Origin of the sequence: Marimonas lutisalis, assembly GCF_005434965.1 — a bacterium.
GTDB classification, from domain to species: domain Bacteria; phylum Pseudomonadota; class Alphaproteobacteria; order Rhodobacterales; family Rhodobacteraceae; genus Marimonas_A; species Marimonas_A lutisalis.
Genome location: NZ_SKCI01000002.1, coordinates 109595 through 124724, shown reverse-complemented (window position 1 = coordinate 124724; position 15130 = coordinate 109595). Strand labels below are relative to the sequence as shown.

The 15130-nt window shown below is 63.4% G+C and carries 12 protein-coding genes; 7 read left to right on the top strand and 5 right to left on the bottom strand.

What is annotated here, in order from left to right:
* The first annotated feature begins 106 nt into the window (after nucleotides 1-106).
* The 3 genes from secA (at nucleotide 107) to E0501_RS08665 (ending at nucleotide 5636) form a co-directional block, all read left to right on the top strand.
* The gene (gene secA, locus E0501_RS08675; RefSeq protein ID WP_137700994.1) at nucleotides 107-2809 is read left to right on the top strand and encodes a preprotein translocase subunit SecA; all 2703 of its coding nucleotides are present in this window, start codon (nucleotides 107-109) and stop codon (nucleotides 2807-2809) included.
* A gap of 105 nt (nucleotides 2810-2914) precedes the next feature.
* The gene (locus E0501_RS08670; RefSeq protein ID WP_137700993.1) at nucleotides 2915-4048 is read left to right on the top strand and encodes a hypothetical protein; all 1134 of its coding nucleotides are present in this window, start codon (nucleotides 2915-2917) and stop codon (nucleotides 4046-4048) included.
* A gap of 22 nt (nucleotides 4049-4070) precedes the next feature.
* A complete protein-coding gene (locus tag E0501_RS08665; RefSeq protein ID WP_193555887.1) occupies nucleotides 4071-5636 on the top strand; it encodes a phosphate ABC transporter substrate-binding/OmpA family protein in 1566 nt (521 codons plus the stop codon).
* Here E0501_RS08665 and radC read toward each other — a convergent pair.
* The 3 genes from radC to dnaK all read right to left on the bottom strand — a co-directional run bounded on the left by radC (nucleotide 5633) and on the right by dnaK (nucleotide 9791).
* Nucleotides 5633-6397 (bottom strand): RadC family protein, encoded by a 765-nt coding sequence (gene radC / locus E0501_RS08660; protein ID WP_137700992.1) that lies wholly within the window; start codon nucleotides 6395-6397, stop codon nucleotides 5633-5635. The genes E0501_RS08665 and radC overlap by 4 nt on opposite strands.
* A gap of 248 nt (nucleotides 6398-6645) precedes the next feature.
* Nucleotides 6646-7797 (bottom strand): molecular chaperone DnaJ, encoded by a 1152-nt coding sequence (dnaJ, locus tag E0501_RS08655; RefSeq protein ID WP_137700991.1) that lies wholly within the window; start codon nucleotides 7795-7797, stop codon nucleotides 6646-6648.
* 80 nt (nucleotides 7798-7877) lie between these two features.
* Complete coding sequence (gene dnaK / locus E0501_RS08650) at nucleotides 7878-9791, bottom strand: molecular chaperone DnaK (RefSeq protein WP_137700990.1); 1914 nt, start codon at nucleotides 9789-9791, stop codon at nucleotides 7878-7880.
* 227 nt (nucleotides 9792-10018) lie between these two features.
* On the opposite strand from dnaK, the gene E0501_RS08645 reads away from it, so the two are divergent.
* Nucleotides 10019-10630: an alpha-ketoglutarate-dependent dioxygenase AlkB family protein gene (locus tag E0501_RS08645; RefSeq protein WP_137700989.1), complete on the top strand. Its 612-nt coding sequence runs from the start codon at nucleotides 10019-10021 to the stop codon at nucleotides 10628-10630.
* Between the two features lie 48 nt (nucleotides 10631-10678).
* Here E0501_RS08645 and E0501_RS08640 read toward each other — a convergent pair whose 3' ends face one another.
* Together E0501_RS08640 and E0501_RS08635 are read right to left on the bottom strand one after the other, a co-directional pair.
* Nucleotides 10679-11263 (bottom strand): COG3650 family protein, encoded by a 585-nt coding sequence (locus E0501_RS08640; RefSeq protein ID WP_137700988.1) that lies wholly within the window; start codon nucleotides 11261-11263, stop codon nucleotides 10679-10681.
* On the bottom strand, nucleotides 11260-12081 hold the full coding sequence (locus tag E0501_RS08635; protein WP_137700987.1) for an ABC transporter permease: 822 nt from the start codon (nucleotides 12079-12081) through the stop codon (nucleotides 11260-11262). The genes E0501_RS08640 and E0501_RS08635 overlap by 4 nt, the downstream gene beginning before the upstream one ends.
* A gap of 131 nt (nucleotides 12082-12212) precedes the next feature.
* On the opposite strand from E0501_RS08635, the gene cysQ reads away from it, so the two are divergent.
* From cysQ to E0501_RS08620, 3 genes are read left to right on the top strand one after another with little or no spacing between them, the layout of a single operon-like run.
* On the top strand, nucleotides 12213-13010 hold the full coding sequence (cysQ, locus tag E0501_RS08630; RefSeq protein WP_137700986.1) for a 3'(2'),5'-bisphosphate nucleotidase CysQ: 798 nt from the start codon (nucleotides 12213-12215) through the stop codon (nucleotides 13008-13010).
* Nucleotides 13007-13807: a 3-deoxy-manno-octulosonate cytidylyltransferase gene (locus E0501_RS08625; protein ID WP_137700985.1), complete on the top strand. Its 801-nt coding sequence runs from the start codon at nucleotides 13007-13009 to the stop codon at nucleotides 13805-13807. The genes cysQ and E0501_RS08625 overlap by 4 nt, the downstream gene beginning before the upstream one ends.
* On the top strand, nucleotides 13804-15039 hold the full coding sequence (locus E0501_RS08620; RefSeq protein ID WP_137700984.1) for a glycosyltransferase family 2 protein: 1236 nt from the start codon (nucleotides 13804-13806) through the stop codon (nucleotides 15037-15039). Before E0501_RS08625 ends, E0501_RS08620 begins: the two co-directional genes overlap by 4 nt.
* The last annotated feature ends 91 nt before the right edge of the window (nucleotides 15040-15130 follow it).

Below are 15130 nucleotides of genomic sequence, written 5' to 3'. Positions count from 1 at the left end.
AAAGCAAAGGCAAAAGCCGCTCGTTCCGGCCCGTTGTAGGGGCCGTTGGAACAAGGAGCAAGCAGTTGCCACGCACGATGATGTCAACAGCCGCACGGACGGGAAAATGCTTGGATTTGGAACAGTCGCCCGAAAGGTCTTCGGCACGCCGAACGACCGCAAGATCAAGGCGACCCGTCCGCTGGTCGAGAAGATCAACGCCCTTGAGGAAGAGTTCGAAACGCTTTCCGACGAGGGCCTGAAGGAAAAGACCGAGGAACTGGCAAAACGGGCGATGGGCGGTGAGAGCCTGGACGACCTGCTGCCCGAGGCCTTTGCCAACTGCCGCGAGGCGGCCAAGCGGGCACTGGGACTGCGGGCCTTCGATGTGCAGCTGATGGGAGGCATCTTCCTTCACCAGGGCAACATTTCCGAGATGAAGACGGGTGAAGGCAAGACGCTGGTTGCGACCTTCCCGGCCTATCTGAACGCGCTGACCGGCAAGGGCGTGCATATCGTCACGGTCAACGACTACCTGGCCAAGCGTGACGCCGAATGGATGAGCAAGGTCTACGGTGCCCTGGGCCTGACCACCGGGGTGATCTATCCGCAGCAACCGGAAGACGAGAAACGCGCGGCCTATACCTGTGACGTGACCTATGCCACCAACAACGAGCTGGGTTTCGACTACCTGCGCGACAACATGAAATCGGACCTGTCCGAGATGGCCCAGCGCGGGCACAACTATGCCATCGTCGACGAGGTGGACAGTATCCTGATCGACGAGGCGCGGACGCCGCTGATCATCTCGGGGCCGGCCCAGGACCGTTCCGAGCTTTACGTCGCGATCGACCGGCTGATCCCGGAGCTGACCGACGAGCATTTCACCATCGACGAGAAAACCCGCAACGTGACCTTCACCGACGAAGGCAACGAGTGGCTGGAAGAGCAGCTTCAAGCGCGGGACCTGCTGCCCGAGGACCAGAGCCTGTACGACCCGGAAAGCACGACCATCGTGCACCACGTCAACCAGGGCCTGCGCGCGCACAAGCTGTTTACCAAGGACAAGGATTACATCGTTCGCGATGGCGAGGTGGTGCTGATCGACGAGTTCACAGGCCGGATGATGCCGGGTCGCCGTCTGAGCGAGGGCCTGCACCAGGCGATCGAGGCCAAGGAGGGCTGCAAGATCCAGCCTGAGAACGTGACGCTGGCGCAGGTGACGTTCCAGAACTATTTCCGGCTTTACGACAAGCTGGCCGGCATGACCGGCACCGCGGCGACCGAAGCCGAGGAATTCCGCGAAATCTATGGCCTGGGTGTGGTCGAAGTGCCGACCAACCGGCCGATTGCCCGGGTGGATGACGACGACGCCGTCTATCGCACGGGACGCGAGAAATACGAGGCCATCGTCGAGACGATCAAGGAGGCCCACGCAAAGGGCCAGCCGACCCTGGTGGGCACGACGAGCATTGAGAAATCCGAGTTCCTGTCGGACATGCTGACCCAAGCGGGCGTGCCGCATAACGTTCTGAACGCACGCCAGCACGAGAAAGAAGCGCAGATCGTCGCCGATGCCGGCAAGCTGGGCGCGGTGACGATTGCCACAAACATGGCCGGCCGCGGCACCGACATCAAGTTGGGCGGCAATGTCGAGTTCAAGATCATGGAAGCCATCGAGGCCGATCCCGAGGGCGATCCCGAGGAGATCCGCGCCCGGATTGAGGCCGAGCATGAGGCTGACGAGCAGAAGGTGAAGGATGCCGGCGGCCTGTTCGTTCTGGCGACCGAGCGGCATGAAAGCCGCCGCATCGACAACCAGCTGCGCGGCCGTTCGGGCCGGCAGGGCGACCCTGGGCGCAGCTCGTTCTTCCTGAGCCTCGAAGACGACCTGATGCGCATCTTCGGCAGCGAGCGCCTGGACAAGGTGCTGTCAACGCTTGGCATGAAGGAAGGCGAGGCCATCGTGCACCCCTGGGTGAACAAGAGCCTTGAACGCGCGCAAGCCAAGGTCGAGGGACGCAACTTCGACATCCGCAAGCAATTGCTGAAATACGACGACGTGATGAACGAGCAGCGGAAGGTGATCTTCAAGCAGCGGCTCGACATCATGAAGGCCGATGACCTGTCGGACATCGTCAAGGACATGCGCAACGAGGTTATCGACGACCTGGTCGAACAGTATATCCCGCCGCGCAGCTATGCCGACCAATGGGATGGCGAAGGTTTGTATGCCGCGGTGATCGAGCATCTGGGCATCGACGTGCCGGTCATCGAGTGGGTGGCCGAAGAGGGTGTCGACGACGACGAAATCACCGAGCGCCTGGAGAAGGCCTCGGACGAGTTCCTGGCGCAGAAGGCCACTGCCTTTGGCCCCGAGAACATGCGCATGATCGAAAAGCAGATCCTGTTGCAGACGATCGACGCAAAATGGCGCGAACACCTGTTGACGCTGGAGCACCTGCGCAGCGTTGTGGGCTTCCGCGGATATGCGCAGCGCGATCCGCTGAATGAATACAAGTCCGAAGCGTTCCAGCTGTTCGAAAGCATGCTGGAAAGCCTGCGCCTGGACGTGACGCAGAAATTGGGCCAGGTGCGTCCGCTGACCGAGGAAGAACAGTCGCAGATGATGGCGCAGTTGCAGATGCAGCAGCAGGAGCTGCAGCAAGCCGCCGATGAGGCCGAAGCCGCCCCCGCACCCAACCCCGAGGCGGCCGCCGAAGGGTTTGACGAGAACGACCCGTCAACCTGGGGAGATCCGGGCCGCAATCAGCCCTGCCCCTGCGGGTCCGGTAAGAAATTCAAGCATTGCCACGGGCGCATGGCCTAAGAAAAATGCGCCCGGAAGGGGTCAAGATGACTCCTTGTTCGCGTCATAAGAGCGCCGTTTTTACTGCCGATACTGCCCTTGAACACATGGGTAGTGGAGGCAGTCATGCCGGACCGTAAACGATTCATCACCATTGGCGGCACAGTCGCGGCCATCGCCGGGATCGGCTTTTTCATGCAGAACAGCCAGTCGGCTGGCAGCCATGCCGCAGTGCAGGCGGGCATGCAGCTTCCCACGAAGCAGGTCGACGTATCGGATGCCGAACTGACGTCCTCGGCAATGCAGGCACAGGGCGTGACCGATCTGGCGCCGGACATTCCCGCGCCGTCCGAACCGGTCTCCGCCCCGACGGAAACAGCGGCCCTGGCCGATGCGCCGATGGCCGACACACCGACCCTGAAGGAACCGGCCCTGTCGATCACGCCGGAGCCGGACATGACATCGGCAATCCCCGCATCGCAACCCCGGCAGACGGCCTTGGTATCCGATGAGCCCGTGATCAGTGTCGAGCCGCAAACCGCACCCGCCGTGAGCCAACCGCAATCTACGGCCAATGCCGGTTGCACGGCCGAGATGACCGCGGAAACAATGGCGGCGGCCCTTGTCAAGGTATCGCTGTCGGCGCCGTGCCTGCCGAACGAACGGGTGACGATGGAACATGCCGGCATGAAATTCACCGAGGCCACCGATGCCAGTGGCATGCTGGAAATTGTGGTGCCGGCCCTGGAAGAACAGGCTTCATTCACCGCCAACTTCGGCAATGGCGAGAGCACAACGACCACGACGACCGTGTCGTCACTGTCCTTCTATGATCGCGCGGTCGTGCAGTCCGAGGGAGAAAGCTCGGTCTCGCTGCACGCGCTTGAATATGGCGCCGATTATGATGACAATGGCCACGTGTGGTCGGGCGCTTCTGGCGGAATCGAAAGCGCTGCAACGGGCAAGGGCGGTTTCATCATCTCGCTGGGTGATCCGAAGATGGACAAGAGCCTGGTCGCCGAGGTGTATACCTTCCCCACTGGCATCGCGCAGCAAGATGGCGATGTCGAGCTGAGCGTCGAGATCGAGGTGACGGAGATGAATTGTGGTCGGCCGATCGAGGCGACCTCGCTTCAGACCGGCGCCAGCGCCGACATGACCCGGCAGGCCTTGGAACTGACAATGCCGGATTGCGATGCCGTTGGCGATTTTCTGGTGTTGAAAAACCTCGTCAATGACCTGAAAGTGGCGCGTAACTGATTTCGCCACGACCGAGGTCACCTTGAAAACCCTGGTATGTGCGGCGGTCTTCGCCGCACTTTTCCTTTTTGTTCCCGGCGCCCCTGTTGCGGCGCAGGATGTGACGCTGAAGTCGCGTGATGGCGCCGTTCAGCTGAACGGGACTCTTTTGGGGTTTGACGGCGAATTCTACCGGGTCGAAACCATCTATGGCGAGTTGACCGTCGACGGCTCGGGCGTGATCTGTGAGGGCCCCGGCTGTCCCAGCCTGACGGACTATGTGGCCGAACTGGATATTTCCGGCGCGGCGACGATGGGCGATTTGCTGATTCCCGCGCTGATCGAGGCCTTTGCCCTGCGCAGCGGGCTGGACGCGAAACGCGAGGACGAGGGCGAGCCCGGCAGCTTTGCCTATGTTCTGACCGACCGCAACACTGGCAGTGAGAAGGGGCGGTTCAGGTTTCGCCTGACAAATACGGATGAAGGTTTTGCCGACCTTCTGGCCGACGAGGCCGATATTGCCATGGCCCTGCGCGAGATCCGCCCCGAAGAGGCCCGCCACGGCCGCGAGGCCGGCCTGGGCGATCTGAAGGCGCGCGGACGTAGCCGGGTGCTGGCGCTGGATGCGCTGGTGGCGATCACGGCCCCGGGCAACCCGGTGCATCGCATTTCGATCACGGATCTGGCGCAGGTTTTTGCCGGGCGGATCGACAACTGGAGCGCGCTGGGTGGGCCCGATGCGCCGATCAGCCTGCATCTGCGCGACGCCCGGTCGGGCACGGGGCAGGCGGTGGCGGACCGGGTTCTGCGCCCGGCGCAACTGAGCCTGGCCGGCACGGCCACGCGTCACGGCAGCGACCGCGCGCTGGCCCAGGCCGTTTCAAGCGATCCGTTTGCCATCGGCATTGCCAGCCATTCCGCCATGGGAAACGCGCAGATGCTGGTTCTGACAGGGGCCTGCGGCTTTTCGCTGGCGGCCACGCGGCGCACGATCAAGACCGAGGACTATCCGCTGACGGCGCCGATGTTCCTGTATCTGCCGGCGCGCAGGCTGCCCAAGCTGGCGCGCGAATTCCTGTCATACACCCGCAGCGCGCCGGCGCAGCTTGTGATCCGGCGGGCCGGCTTCATCGACCAGGCGCCCGAAGAAATCCCGATCAATGCGCAGGGCGATCGCCTGGCAAATGCGATTGCCGGGGCGGGCGCGGAGATATCACTGGAACAATTGCGGCAGATGATCACGCGGCTGTGGGAGATGAAACGCCTGTCGACCTCGTTCCGGTTCGAAGCGGGCTCGATCCAGCTGGATGCGCAGTCACGCTCGAACGTGGAACAACTGGCGCGGTCGCTAGAGGCGGGGCGGTATGATGGACGGCAGTTGATGTTCGTTGGATTCAGCGACGGAGAAGGCCCGGCGGAGGGCAACCGGGCGATTTCGGAACGGCGGGCGCGGACGGTGCGGGATGCGGTTGTGGCAGCCGCCGAAACGGCGAACCTGGAGCGGATCGGGATCGAGACTGCGGGTTTTGGAGAGGCGATGCCGATGGCCTGCGACGACAGCGCCTGGGGGCGACAGGTGAACCGGCGGGTCGAGGTCTGGCTGCGCTAAAGCAGGCCCTCGGAGCGGAAGCTGAGCTCGGTCGATTTGCCGATGATCAGGTGATCGTGCAGCGTGAGGCCCAGCGCCTGCGCCGCCGCTTCGATCTGGCCGGTCATGGCGATGTCTTCGGGGCTGGGCGTGGGATCGCCCGACGGGTGATTATGCACTAGAATCAACGCACTGGCATTGAGTTCAAGGGCGCGTTTGACGACTTCGCGGGGATAGACCGGGACGTGATCGACGGTGCCGCGGGCCTGCTCTTCGTCGGCAATCAGCACGTTCTTGCGATCGAGGTAGAGGATGCGGAACTGCTCGGTCTCGCGATGGGCCATGGTGGTATGGCAATAGTCGAGCAGCGCGTCCCAGGACGACACGACATGGCGCTGCATGACGCGCGACCGGGCCAGGCGCTGGGCGGCGGCCTCGACCACCTTCAACTCGCAGATCACGGCTTCGCCCACGCCCTTGACCTGCTTCAAGCGCTCGGACGGGGCGGCCAGCACGCGGTTGAAATCTCCGAACGTTTCCAAGAGCTTGTGCGTCAGCGGCTTGACGTCCTGACGCGGGATGGCGCGGAACAGGACCAGTTCCAGCATCTCGTAATCCGGCACCGCCTGCGCCCCACCGGACATGAACCGGGCGCGCAGACGCTTGCGGTGATCGGCGATGTAGGAGGGCCGCTTGCCTGGGGGCAGGACCGGGATGATCTGTACCTCGTCCTCGTCGAAGAGAGGCAGGGGCGCCTCGGAAAACTGGGGGGTCTGGGCCATGGGCCAAACTTGCCGCAGGCGTGGTGAAGAAAGGGTTAATTCCGAGCGCGGTTAAGGATTCTTTTTGCCGAAAACGAGGGGGTGACATGCGTGCACCCCCCGGCTGACATCCGGCTGCCGGGAAAACGGAGTATCCGGAAAAGGCAAGAGTTACCCGGGCGCACGGTGTTTCTTCACCAAATAGAAAGGGTGCGTGAAACCACGCACCCTTTCAGTGAGTCGACTGCTCGGCGCCGCCTTTCAGCGGATCACCCTTTCATCGAATCCCAGAAGCTCTTGACCGAGGAGAAGAAGGACGAACTTTGCGGGTTGTTCTCCTCGCTCAGCTCCTCGAATTCCTTCAGCAGCTCTTTCTGCCGCGCGGTCAGGTTGACCGGGGTTTCGACCGCCAGTTCGATGAACATGTCACCGGCCGGGCCGCCGCGCAGCGCGGGCATGCCCTTGGAGCGCAGGCGCATCTGGCGGCCGGACTGGGAGCCGGCGGGAATTTTCACGCGCGAGCGGCCACCGTCGATGGTGGGCACCTCGATATCGCCCCCCAGCGCGGCGGTGGTCATGCTGACCGGCACGCGGCAGAAGAGATCCTTGCCTTCGCGCTCGAACAGGTCGTGGCGCTCGACCTCGATGAAGATGAAGAGATCGCCCGAGGGGCCGCCGCGCATGCCGGCCTCGCCTTCGCCGGCAAGACGGATGCGGGTGCCGGTTTCCACCCCGGCGGGGATGTTGACCGAAAGCGCGCGATCCTTGTGGACGCGGCCCTGCCCATGACAGACCTTGCAGGGGTTCTGGATGATCTGGCCCAGACCCGAACAGGTGGGGCAGGTGCGTTCGACCGTGAAGAAACCCTGTTGCGCACGCACCTTGCCCATGCCCGAGCAGGTCGGGCAGGTGGTGGGCTCGGATCCGCCTTCGGCACCCGAGCCATCGCAGGCCTCGCATTGCACCGAGGTAGGCACATTGATGGTTTTCTGCAGGCCCGAATAGGCGTCTTCCAGCGTAACGCGCAGGTTATAGCGCAGGTCGGCGCCGCGCACGGCGCGCTGGCGCGCACCGCCACCGCCGCGGCCGCCCATGAAATCGCCGAAGAGGTCATCGAACACGTCCGAGAACGCGCTGGCAAAATCGCCCTGACCGTGGAACCCGCCGCCGGGGCGCGGGCCGCCGCCCATACCGCCTTCGAAGGCCGCGTGGCCGTAACGATCATAGGCAGCTTTCTTGTCGGCGTCCTTCAACACCTCGTAGGCTTCGTTCGCTTCCTTGAACTGGGCCTCGGCGTCGGGATTGTCGGCGTTGCGGTCGGGGTGAAGTTCCTTGGCCTTCGTGCGGTAGGCCTTCTTGATCTCTTCCGGCGTCGCCCCCTTGGAGATTCCGAGCACTTCGTAATAGTCGCGTTTCGACATTGGGTTATCCCCCTTTCAGGAACGTGCGGGGCCGGCCCGGCCAGTGACCAAGCCGGCCCCGAGAGGTTCCTCAGGCGCGATTACGAGCGCTTGTCATCGTCGAGGTCTTCGAAATCGGCATCGACGATGTCATCTTCGTCCGGGCCTGCATCGGCGGCCTTGGGCTCTTCACCGGCCTCTTCCTGGCTGGCCTTGTAGATCGCCTCGCCCAGTTTCATGGCGGCCTCGGTCACGTTCTGGATGCCGGCCTTGATCTTGTCGCCGGTGGCATCCTCTTTCTCGAGGTCGTCCTTGAGTGCGGCAATCGCCAGTTCGATCGCTTCGACGGTCGAGGGATCGACCTTGTCGCCGTGATCCTCGATCGATTTCTCGGTCGAGTGGATCAGGCTTTCGGCCTGGTTGCGGGCCTCGACCAGCTCCTTGCGGGCCTTGTCGGCTTCGGCGTTATCCTCGGCGTCCTTGACCATCTTGTCGATGTCTTCGTCCGACAGACCGCCCGAAGCCTGGATCGTGATCTTCTGCTCCTTGCCGGTGCCCTTGTCCTTGGCCTGGACCGACACGATGCCGTTGGCGTCGATGTCGAAAGTCACTTCGATCTGGGGCATGCCGCGCGGTGCGGGTGGGATGTCTTCGAGGTTGAACTGACCCAGCATCTTGTTGTCCGCGGCCATTTCACGTTCACCCTGGAAGACGCGGATCGTCACGGCGCTCTGGTTGTCCTCGGCGGTCGAGAAGATCTGGCTTTTCTTCGTCGGGATCGTGGTGTTGCGGTCGATCAGGCGGGTGAAGACGCCGCCCAGGGTTTCGATACCCAGGCTGAGCGGGGTCACGTCCAGGAGGACCACGTCTTTCACGTCGCCCTGGAGAACGCCGGCCTGGATGGCCGCGCCCATGGCGACCACCTCGTCGGGGTTCACGCCCTTGTGCGGCTCTTTGCCGAAGAACTTGGTCACTTCCTCGAACACCTTGGGCATCCGGGTCTGACCGCCGACGAGAACGACCTCGTCGATGTCATCCTTGGAGAGACCGGCATCTTTCAGAGCGGCCTGGCAGGGCTTCAGCGAGGCCTTGATCAGGTCACCCACGAGGCTTTCCAGCTTGGCGCGGGTCAGCTTCATCACCATGTGCAGCGGCTGGCCGTCCGAACCCATCGAGATGAAGGGCTGGTTGATTTCGGTCTGCGAGCTGCTGGACAGTTCGATCTTGGCTTTCTCGGCGGCTTCCTTGAGCCGTTGCAGCGCCATCTTGTCCTTGGTCAGGTCAACGCCGTGCTCTTTCTTGAACTCGTCGGCGAGGTAGTTGACGATCCGCATGTCGAAGTCTTCACCACCTAGGAAGGTGTCGCCGTTGGTGGCCTTCACTTCGAAGAGGCCGTCGTCGATTTCCAGGATGGTCACGTCGAAGGTGCCGCCACCGAGGTCATAGACCGCAATGGTATGGGTGTCTTCCTTGTCGAGGCCATAGGCAAGCGCGGCGGCCGTCGGTTCGTTGATGATGCGCAGAACTTCGAGGCCGGCGATCTTGCCGGCGTCCTTGGTGGCCTGACGCTGCGCGTCATTGAAATAGGCGGGCACGGTGATGACGGCCTGCGTCACCTCTTCGCCGAGATAGGATTCGGCGGTTTCCTTCATCTTGCCGAGGATGAAGGCGGAAATCTGGGAGGGCGAATATTTCTCGCCGCGGGCTTCGACCCAGGCGTCGCCATTGCCGCCGTCAACTACGTTGAACGGCATGTTCTTCTTGTCCTTGGCAAGATCGGCATCGTCGAACCGGCGACCGATCAGGCGCTTGACGCCGAAGATGGTGTTTTCGGGGTTGGTGACGGCCTGACGCTTGGCCGACTGGCCGACGAGGCGTTCGTCTTCGGTGAAGGCGACAATCGACGGCGTGGTGCGGGCACCTTCGCTGTTTTCGATGACGCGGGGCTGTGCGCCGTCCATGATGGCAACGCAGGAGTTGGTTGTACCGAGGTCAATCCCAATGACTTTGGCCATGTTTTCGATCCCTTCTTGTTCAAGGCGATTTACGAGAGCCGGACCCGTTACGGCATCCGCCCCCGGGGTTGGGTTTGCCGCGACGGGAACGGCCCGTGCACGACGCTTCCGGGCGTATATAAGGAGACGGATTTGACGCTGCAAGCACCGGGAGACATGGCAAAATGCAAATTTTTGGAGTTTTTTGCGTCTGATGCGCGCGAAGCCGCGTAAATGAGGGGTTAAGCATGACGAAGGGCGAACAGATCGACCTGCGCGGGGTCAGCGTATACCCCGGCGCGCTGGGACCGGACGAACAGGCGGTTCTGGTCGAGCGGGTGCGCGAGATCGCCCGCGCCGCGCCGATGTTTCACCCCGAAACCCGATGGGGCAAGCAGATGAGCGTGAAGATGACCAGCGCCGGCAGGTTCGGCTGGGTCAGCGACCGGCGCGGATACCGGTACGAGCGCGCGCATCCCTCGGGCGTGGACTGGCCGCCGATCCCGGCGGAAATCCTGGCGATCTGGGAAAAGTTCGCGCCGGGGATGCGTGCGCCCGAATGCTGCTTGGTGAACTATTATGGCGAGGGCGCGCGGATGGGGCTGCACCAGGACCGCGACGAGGCGGATTTTTCACAACCGGTGGTATCGGTCAGCCTGGGTGATGACGGGCTCTTTCGGGTGGGCAATATCGAGCGGGGCGGCAAGACGGAATCGATCTGGCTGCACTCGGGCGATGTTGTGGTGATCGGCGGGGCGGCAAGGCTGGTGCATCACGGGGTGGACCGCATCCGGTTTGGATCATCCGCGTTGTTGAAGGGCGGCGGGCGGATCAACCTGACACTGCGGGTGGTGACATAAGGTTTGGGCGCAGGTGGGTTGAAAACCCACCCTACCAAACCGGCCCCGTCAGTTTCCGGTGAGCGAACAGCAGCCCGAATAGAGCGTGCCCCGGGCATCACTGAGCAAGTCGATGGTCAGGCCGAATTCGCGGTCGGACATGCCATCGCTGCAGGCGGCCCTGGCGATGATCGCGGTCATGGCGCCGCCGCGCAGAACGAAGCGATCGGTGCGGTTGGCCGAGCGTTGCAGGAGGCCGACCGGGATTTGCACCGGGTCGCCGCCCATCGCGGTGAATGTCGCCCGCGTGCCCTGGGTGATGGAGAGGTTCCAGAACGGCTCGGTCCCGTAACAGGCAAGGGTACGGGTGAGCGCGTAATCGCCATCCGGCTGCCGGGCGAGGTAGCGCATCGACACCCAGCCCGAGCGTTCGCCCGCTGTGACAAGGCCCCAGCTGCCGCTGGTGCGGATCACCTCGACATTAGTTGCATTGTGGGCCAGCGCGCCGATCTTGCCGGCGCTGCCCGAGGGTTCGGCCCGGATGTTGAGTACATCGTTCGCGGCCACGCCGGTGACGTCATGAAGCGCCGGGTAGGTTTGGGCCAGCGCCGAAACCGGCAACAGAAAAAGAAGACAAAACAGCGTGCGGATCATCGTCTTGCACTCCAGCTGACCGAGGCGTGGCGGCGCGTGTAGAACTCGCCCATCAGACCGATCATCAGCAGCACGATGCCGACGATGATCGGGTATTCGATATTCGAGTAGCGCGGGTTGTAATTGATGAAGGTGTAGCCGCGAGCCTGGTCGATGCAATGAAACAGCGGGTTCCAGTCGAACATCGCCAGCATGTAGGCCGGCAGAGTATTGGCGAGGAACATCTTGCCCGAGGCGATCATGTTGGCCCGCATGTAGATGACGCTGGTGATCTGGACCGCGGTGGGAAACCAGGGTTTGAGCGCAAGCAGCACGACGCCCAGCGCAAGGCCGGTGAACCACGCCACGAGGATGGTACCGAAGGCGGCGACGGGTTCGGCCACGTCGAACGGGGTAACGGCAACGTGGTAGCCGAAGAGGATCACGAAGAGCGACAGAACCTGGATGTAGAGCGCGCCCAGCGCGGCCGAGATGATGGCGATGACCGTGTTCATCGGCGCGTGTTTCATCATCGCCGAGGCCGGCCCTTCGGAGCCCACCACCGCACCGAGGGTTTTCACATGCGTGATATAGAGGAAGATGCCCGACATCACGTAGAGCAGGAAATCGCCGCGCAACGCGGCGCTGCGCAGGCCGAGCAGCGAAAACATGACATAAAGCGCCGCAACCATGATCGCGACCTGCAAAAGATTGATCAGCAGCGACATAAGCGCATTGCCGTGCGAGCGGCGGATCGAACGCACGATCGAATGATAGACAAGTTCGGCCATGATGAAGGCCGATTGCAGGGATGATTGCGATCGTGATTGTTCGAACATGGTGTCACTGCTCCGCCGCGGCGCCGCTTTTGTAAAACGGATTCCTTGCCGTCCGGTTAGCCGCGGATCATAAGGGGGGCGAGTGATTTTCACAACAAAAGCCGCATCGCGGTGGTATCGGGAGTGTGACCTTGGATTACGAAAAGCTGACTGGCGTGATGCGCAGCCTGGCGCTGCGCGCGGGCGACCGGATCATGGAGATCTATGGCGCCGACGATTTCGACGTGAAGGTGAAATCGGACGACAGCCCGGTGACCGAGGCAGACGAAGCGGCTGATGCGATCATCAGTGCCGGCCTGCGCGCGGCGTTTCCCGATACCCTGCTGGTGACCGAGGAGCAGGCGGCATCGCACGGGCAGAAGGCCGACACGTTCCTGATCGTCGATCCGCTGGACGGCACCAAGGAATTCATTCACCGCCGCGGCGATTTCACCGTGAACATCGCCTATGTCGAGAACGGCGTACCAACGCGCGGCGTGGTTTACGCGCCGGCCAAGGGGCGGATGTTCTATACGCTGGCCGATGGCAGCGCGGTGGAAGAGGACGGGCCGTTTGACACGGAAACCGCCGGCAACACGCGGCCGATCCGGGTGTCGGCGGCTGACAACGGCGCACTGATGGTGGTGGCCAGCAAATCGCACCTGACCGACGAGACCCGGGATTATATCGCCAAATACGCCACGAAGGAGTTCAAGAGCGCGGGATCGTCGCTCAAGTTCTGCCTGGTGGCGACGGGCGAGGCCGATCTTTACCCGCGGGTGGGCCGGACGATGGAATGGGACACGGCCGCGGGGCATGCGGTGCTGCACGGTGCGGGCGGCCGGGTGGTGCGGTTCGATGATCACACGCCGCTGACCTACGGAAAGGATGACTATGCCAACCCCTATTTCATCGCCTGTTCCCCCAGCGTGGAGTTGAAACCGGCATGAGTGTTCTGATCGTCATCCCGGCGCGCTATGCCTCGTCCCGGTACCCGGGCAAGCCGTTGGTCGAGCTGACCGGCGCGGGTGGTGCCGCGAAAAGCCTGATCCAGAGATCGTGGGAGGCGGCCTGTGGCGTGCAGGGCGTGGACCGCGTGGTAGTGGCCACGGATGACACACGTATCCAGCAGGCGAGCGAAGCCTTCGGTGCCGAGGTGGTGATGACCTCATCGGAGTGCCGAAACGGAACCGAGCGCTGCGCCGAGGCACTGGCGGTGCTGGGCGGGGGGTACGACATCGTGGTGAACCTGCAGGGCGATGCGCCGCTGACCCCGGCCTGGTTTGTCGAAGGCCTGGTCGAAGGGCTGGGGCGCGACGCGATGGCCGAGGTGGCCACGCCGGTGCTGCGCTGTGACGGGCGGGCATTGAACGGGTTCCTGGAAGATCGCCGCGCGGGCCGCGTGGGCGGTACCACGGCGGTGTTCACCCGTGACAATCACGCGCTCTACTTCTCGAAAGAGGTGATCCCGTTCACCGCCGAGACCTATGCCGACGACGCCGAAACACCGGTGTTTCATCACGTGGGTGTCTATGCCTATCGCCCGTCGGCGCTGGCGGCCTATGCGGCGTGGTACATGGGCACGCTGGAGGGGCTGGAAGGGCTGGAGCAGCTGCGCTTCATGGAGCATGGCCGGCCGGTTCTGTGCGTCGAGGTCGAGGCGCGGGGGCGGCAGTTCTGGGAGTTGAACAACCCCGAGGACGTGCCCCGGATCGAAGCGATGATGCGCGAGATGGGGATGGAATGAACGCCCTGCCGGTCAGCGTGGTGATTGTAAGCCGCGACCGGCCGGAGAGCCTGACCTGGTGCCTGACAGGCGTGGCCGGGCTGCGATATCCGAATTTCGAGGTGATCGTGGTGGCGGACCCGAGCGGTTGCGACGCGGTGCGGGAGGCCGGGTTCGCGCCGCGAGTGAAGCTGATCGAATACGACCGGCCCAATATCGCGGCTGCGCGCAACCTGGGGCTGGCGCAGGCGGCGGGCGAGGTCGTGGCCTTCATCGACGATGATGCGGTGCCCGAACCGATGTGGCTGCATCACCTGACTGCGCCGTTCGATAACGATGACGTCGCCGCCGCGGGTGGCTTTGTGCGGGGGCGCAACGGCATCTCGTTTCAGTGGAAGGCGCGGATGGTCGATTCATGCGGCCGGGCCGAACCGCTGAGGGTAGACGAGGCGCGGCCGACGGTGCTGCACCCGGCGCCCGGGCAGGCGATCAAGACCGAGGGCACCAACATGGCGGTGCGCCGGTCGGCGCTGCTGCGGCTGGGCGGGTTCGATCCGCGCTATCACTTCTACCTGGATGAAACCGACCTGAACCTGCGGCTGGCGACCGGGGGGTATGCGACGGCAATCGTGCCGCTGGCCCAGGTGCATCACGCCTATGCCGCGAGCCCTCGGCGCAAGGCGAACCGCGCGGTGCAGAGCCTGCGCGAGATCGGCGCGAGCTGGGCGGTGTTCCTGCACACCCATTGCAGTGCGGCGCAGCGTGTTCAGCGCTGGCAGGAAGTCCAGAACGAAGAGCGCGAGCGGCTGGACGACCAGGTGGTCCGCGGCCTGCTGCGCGAGGCGCAGGCCGGCGAGCTGCTGGTGGGCCTGCTGGAAGGGTATAGCGAAGGCGAAACCCGCACGGCGGGATCGGTGGCGATTGCGCAAGCCGGAGACGCGTTCCGGCGGTTCGACGGCGCAGCGGGCCCGGCGGTGGTTCTGGCCGGGCGCATCTGGCAGGCACGCGCGCTGCGACGCAAAGCGCGCGCACGGGTGAAGAAGGGCGAGACGGTTTCGCTGTTCCTGTTCGGACCGAGCACGCGGTTTCACAAGGTCTGCCTGACCCGCGATGGTGTGTGGGAACAGAATGGCGGTCTGTTCGGACGAAGCGAAAGAAATCAGAACGTTTTTCAAATGGTTGGGTTTCGCGCCCGGGTTGCACGCGAAGTGGCGCAGGTGGCCCCAGTCAGGGGTTTGGACGGCGAAGCGTGAGCAAAAAAACACCAAATATCGAATTTTTGACATTTTTTGCATTTAGTCAGGCTCAGGCGCTGTAGTTTGCAGTGATTTTCGTGCGATAGAG

Excerpts from the sequence above, each read along its gene's own strand:
- dnaK (WP_137700990.1), bottom strand. The coding sequence starts at position 9,791 with ATGGCCAAAGTCATTGGGATTGACCTCGGTACAACCAACTCCTGCGTT.
- radC (WP_137700992.1), bottom strand. The coding sequence starts at position 6,397 with ATGGCCCAGACCCCCCAGTTTTCCGAGGCGCCCCTGCCTCTCTTCGAC.
- secA (WP_137700994.1), top strand. The coding sequence starts at position 107 with ATGCTTGGATTTGGAACAGTCGCCCGAAAGGTCTTCGGCACGCCGAAC.
- E0501_RS08640 (WP_137700988.1), bottom strand. The coding sequence starts at position 11,263 with ATGATCCGCACGCTGTTTTGTCTTCTTTTTCTGTTGCCGGTTTCGGCG.
- E0501_RS08635 (WP_137700987.1), bottom strand. The coding sequence starts at position 12,081 with ATGTTCGAACAATCACGATCGCAATCATCCCTGCAATCGGCCTTCATC.
- dnaJ (WP_137700991.1), bottom strand. The coding sequence starts at position 7,797 with ATGTCGAAACGCGACTATTACGAAGTGCTCGGAATCTCCAAGGGGGCG.
- E0501_RS08645 (WP_137700989.1), top strand. The coding sequence starts at position 10,019 with ATGACGAAGGGCGAACAGATCGACCTGCGCGGGGTCAGCGTATACCCC.
- E0501_RS08620 (WP_137700984.1), top strand. The coding sequence starts at position 13,804 with ATGAACGCCCTGCCGGTCAGCGTGGTGATTGTAAGCCGCGACCGGCCG.
- E0501_RS08670 (WP_137700993.1), top strand. The coding sequence starts at position 2,915 with ATGCCGGACCGTAAACGATTCATCACCATTGGCGGCACAGTCGCGGCC.
- E0501_RS08625 (WP_137700985.1), top strand. The coding sequence starts at position 13,007 with ATGAGTGTTCTGATCGTCATCCCGGCGCGCTATGCCTCGTCCCGGTAC.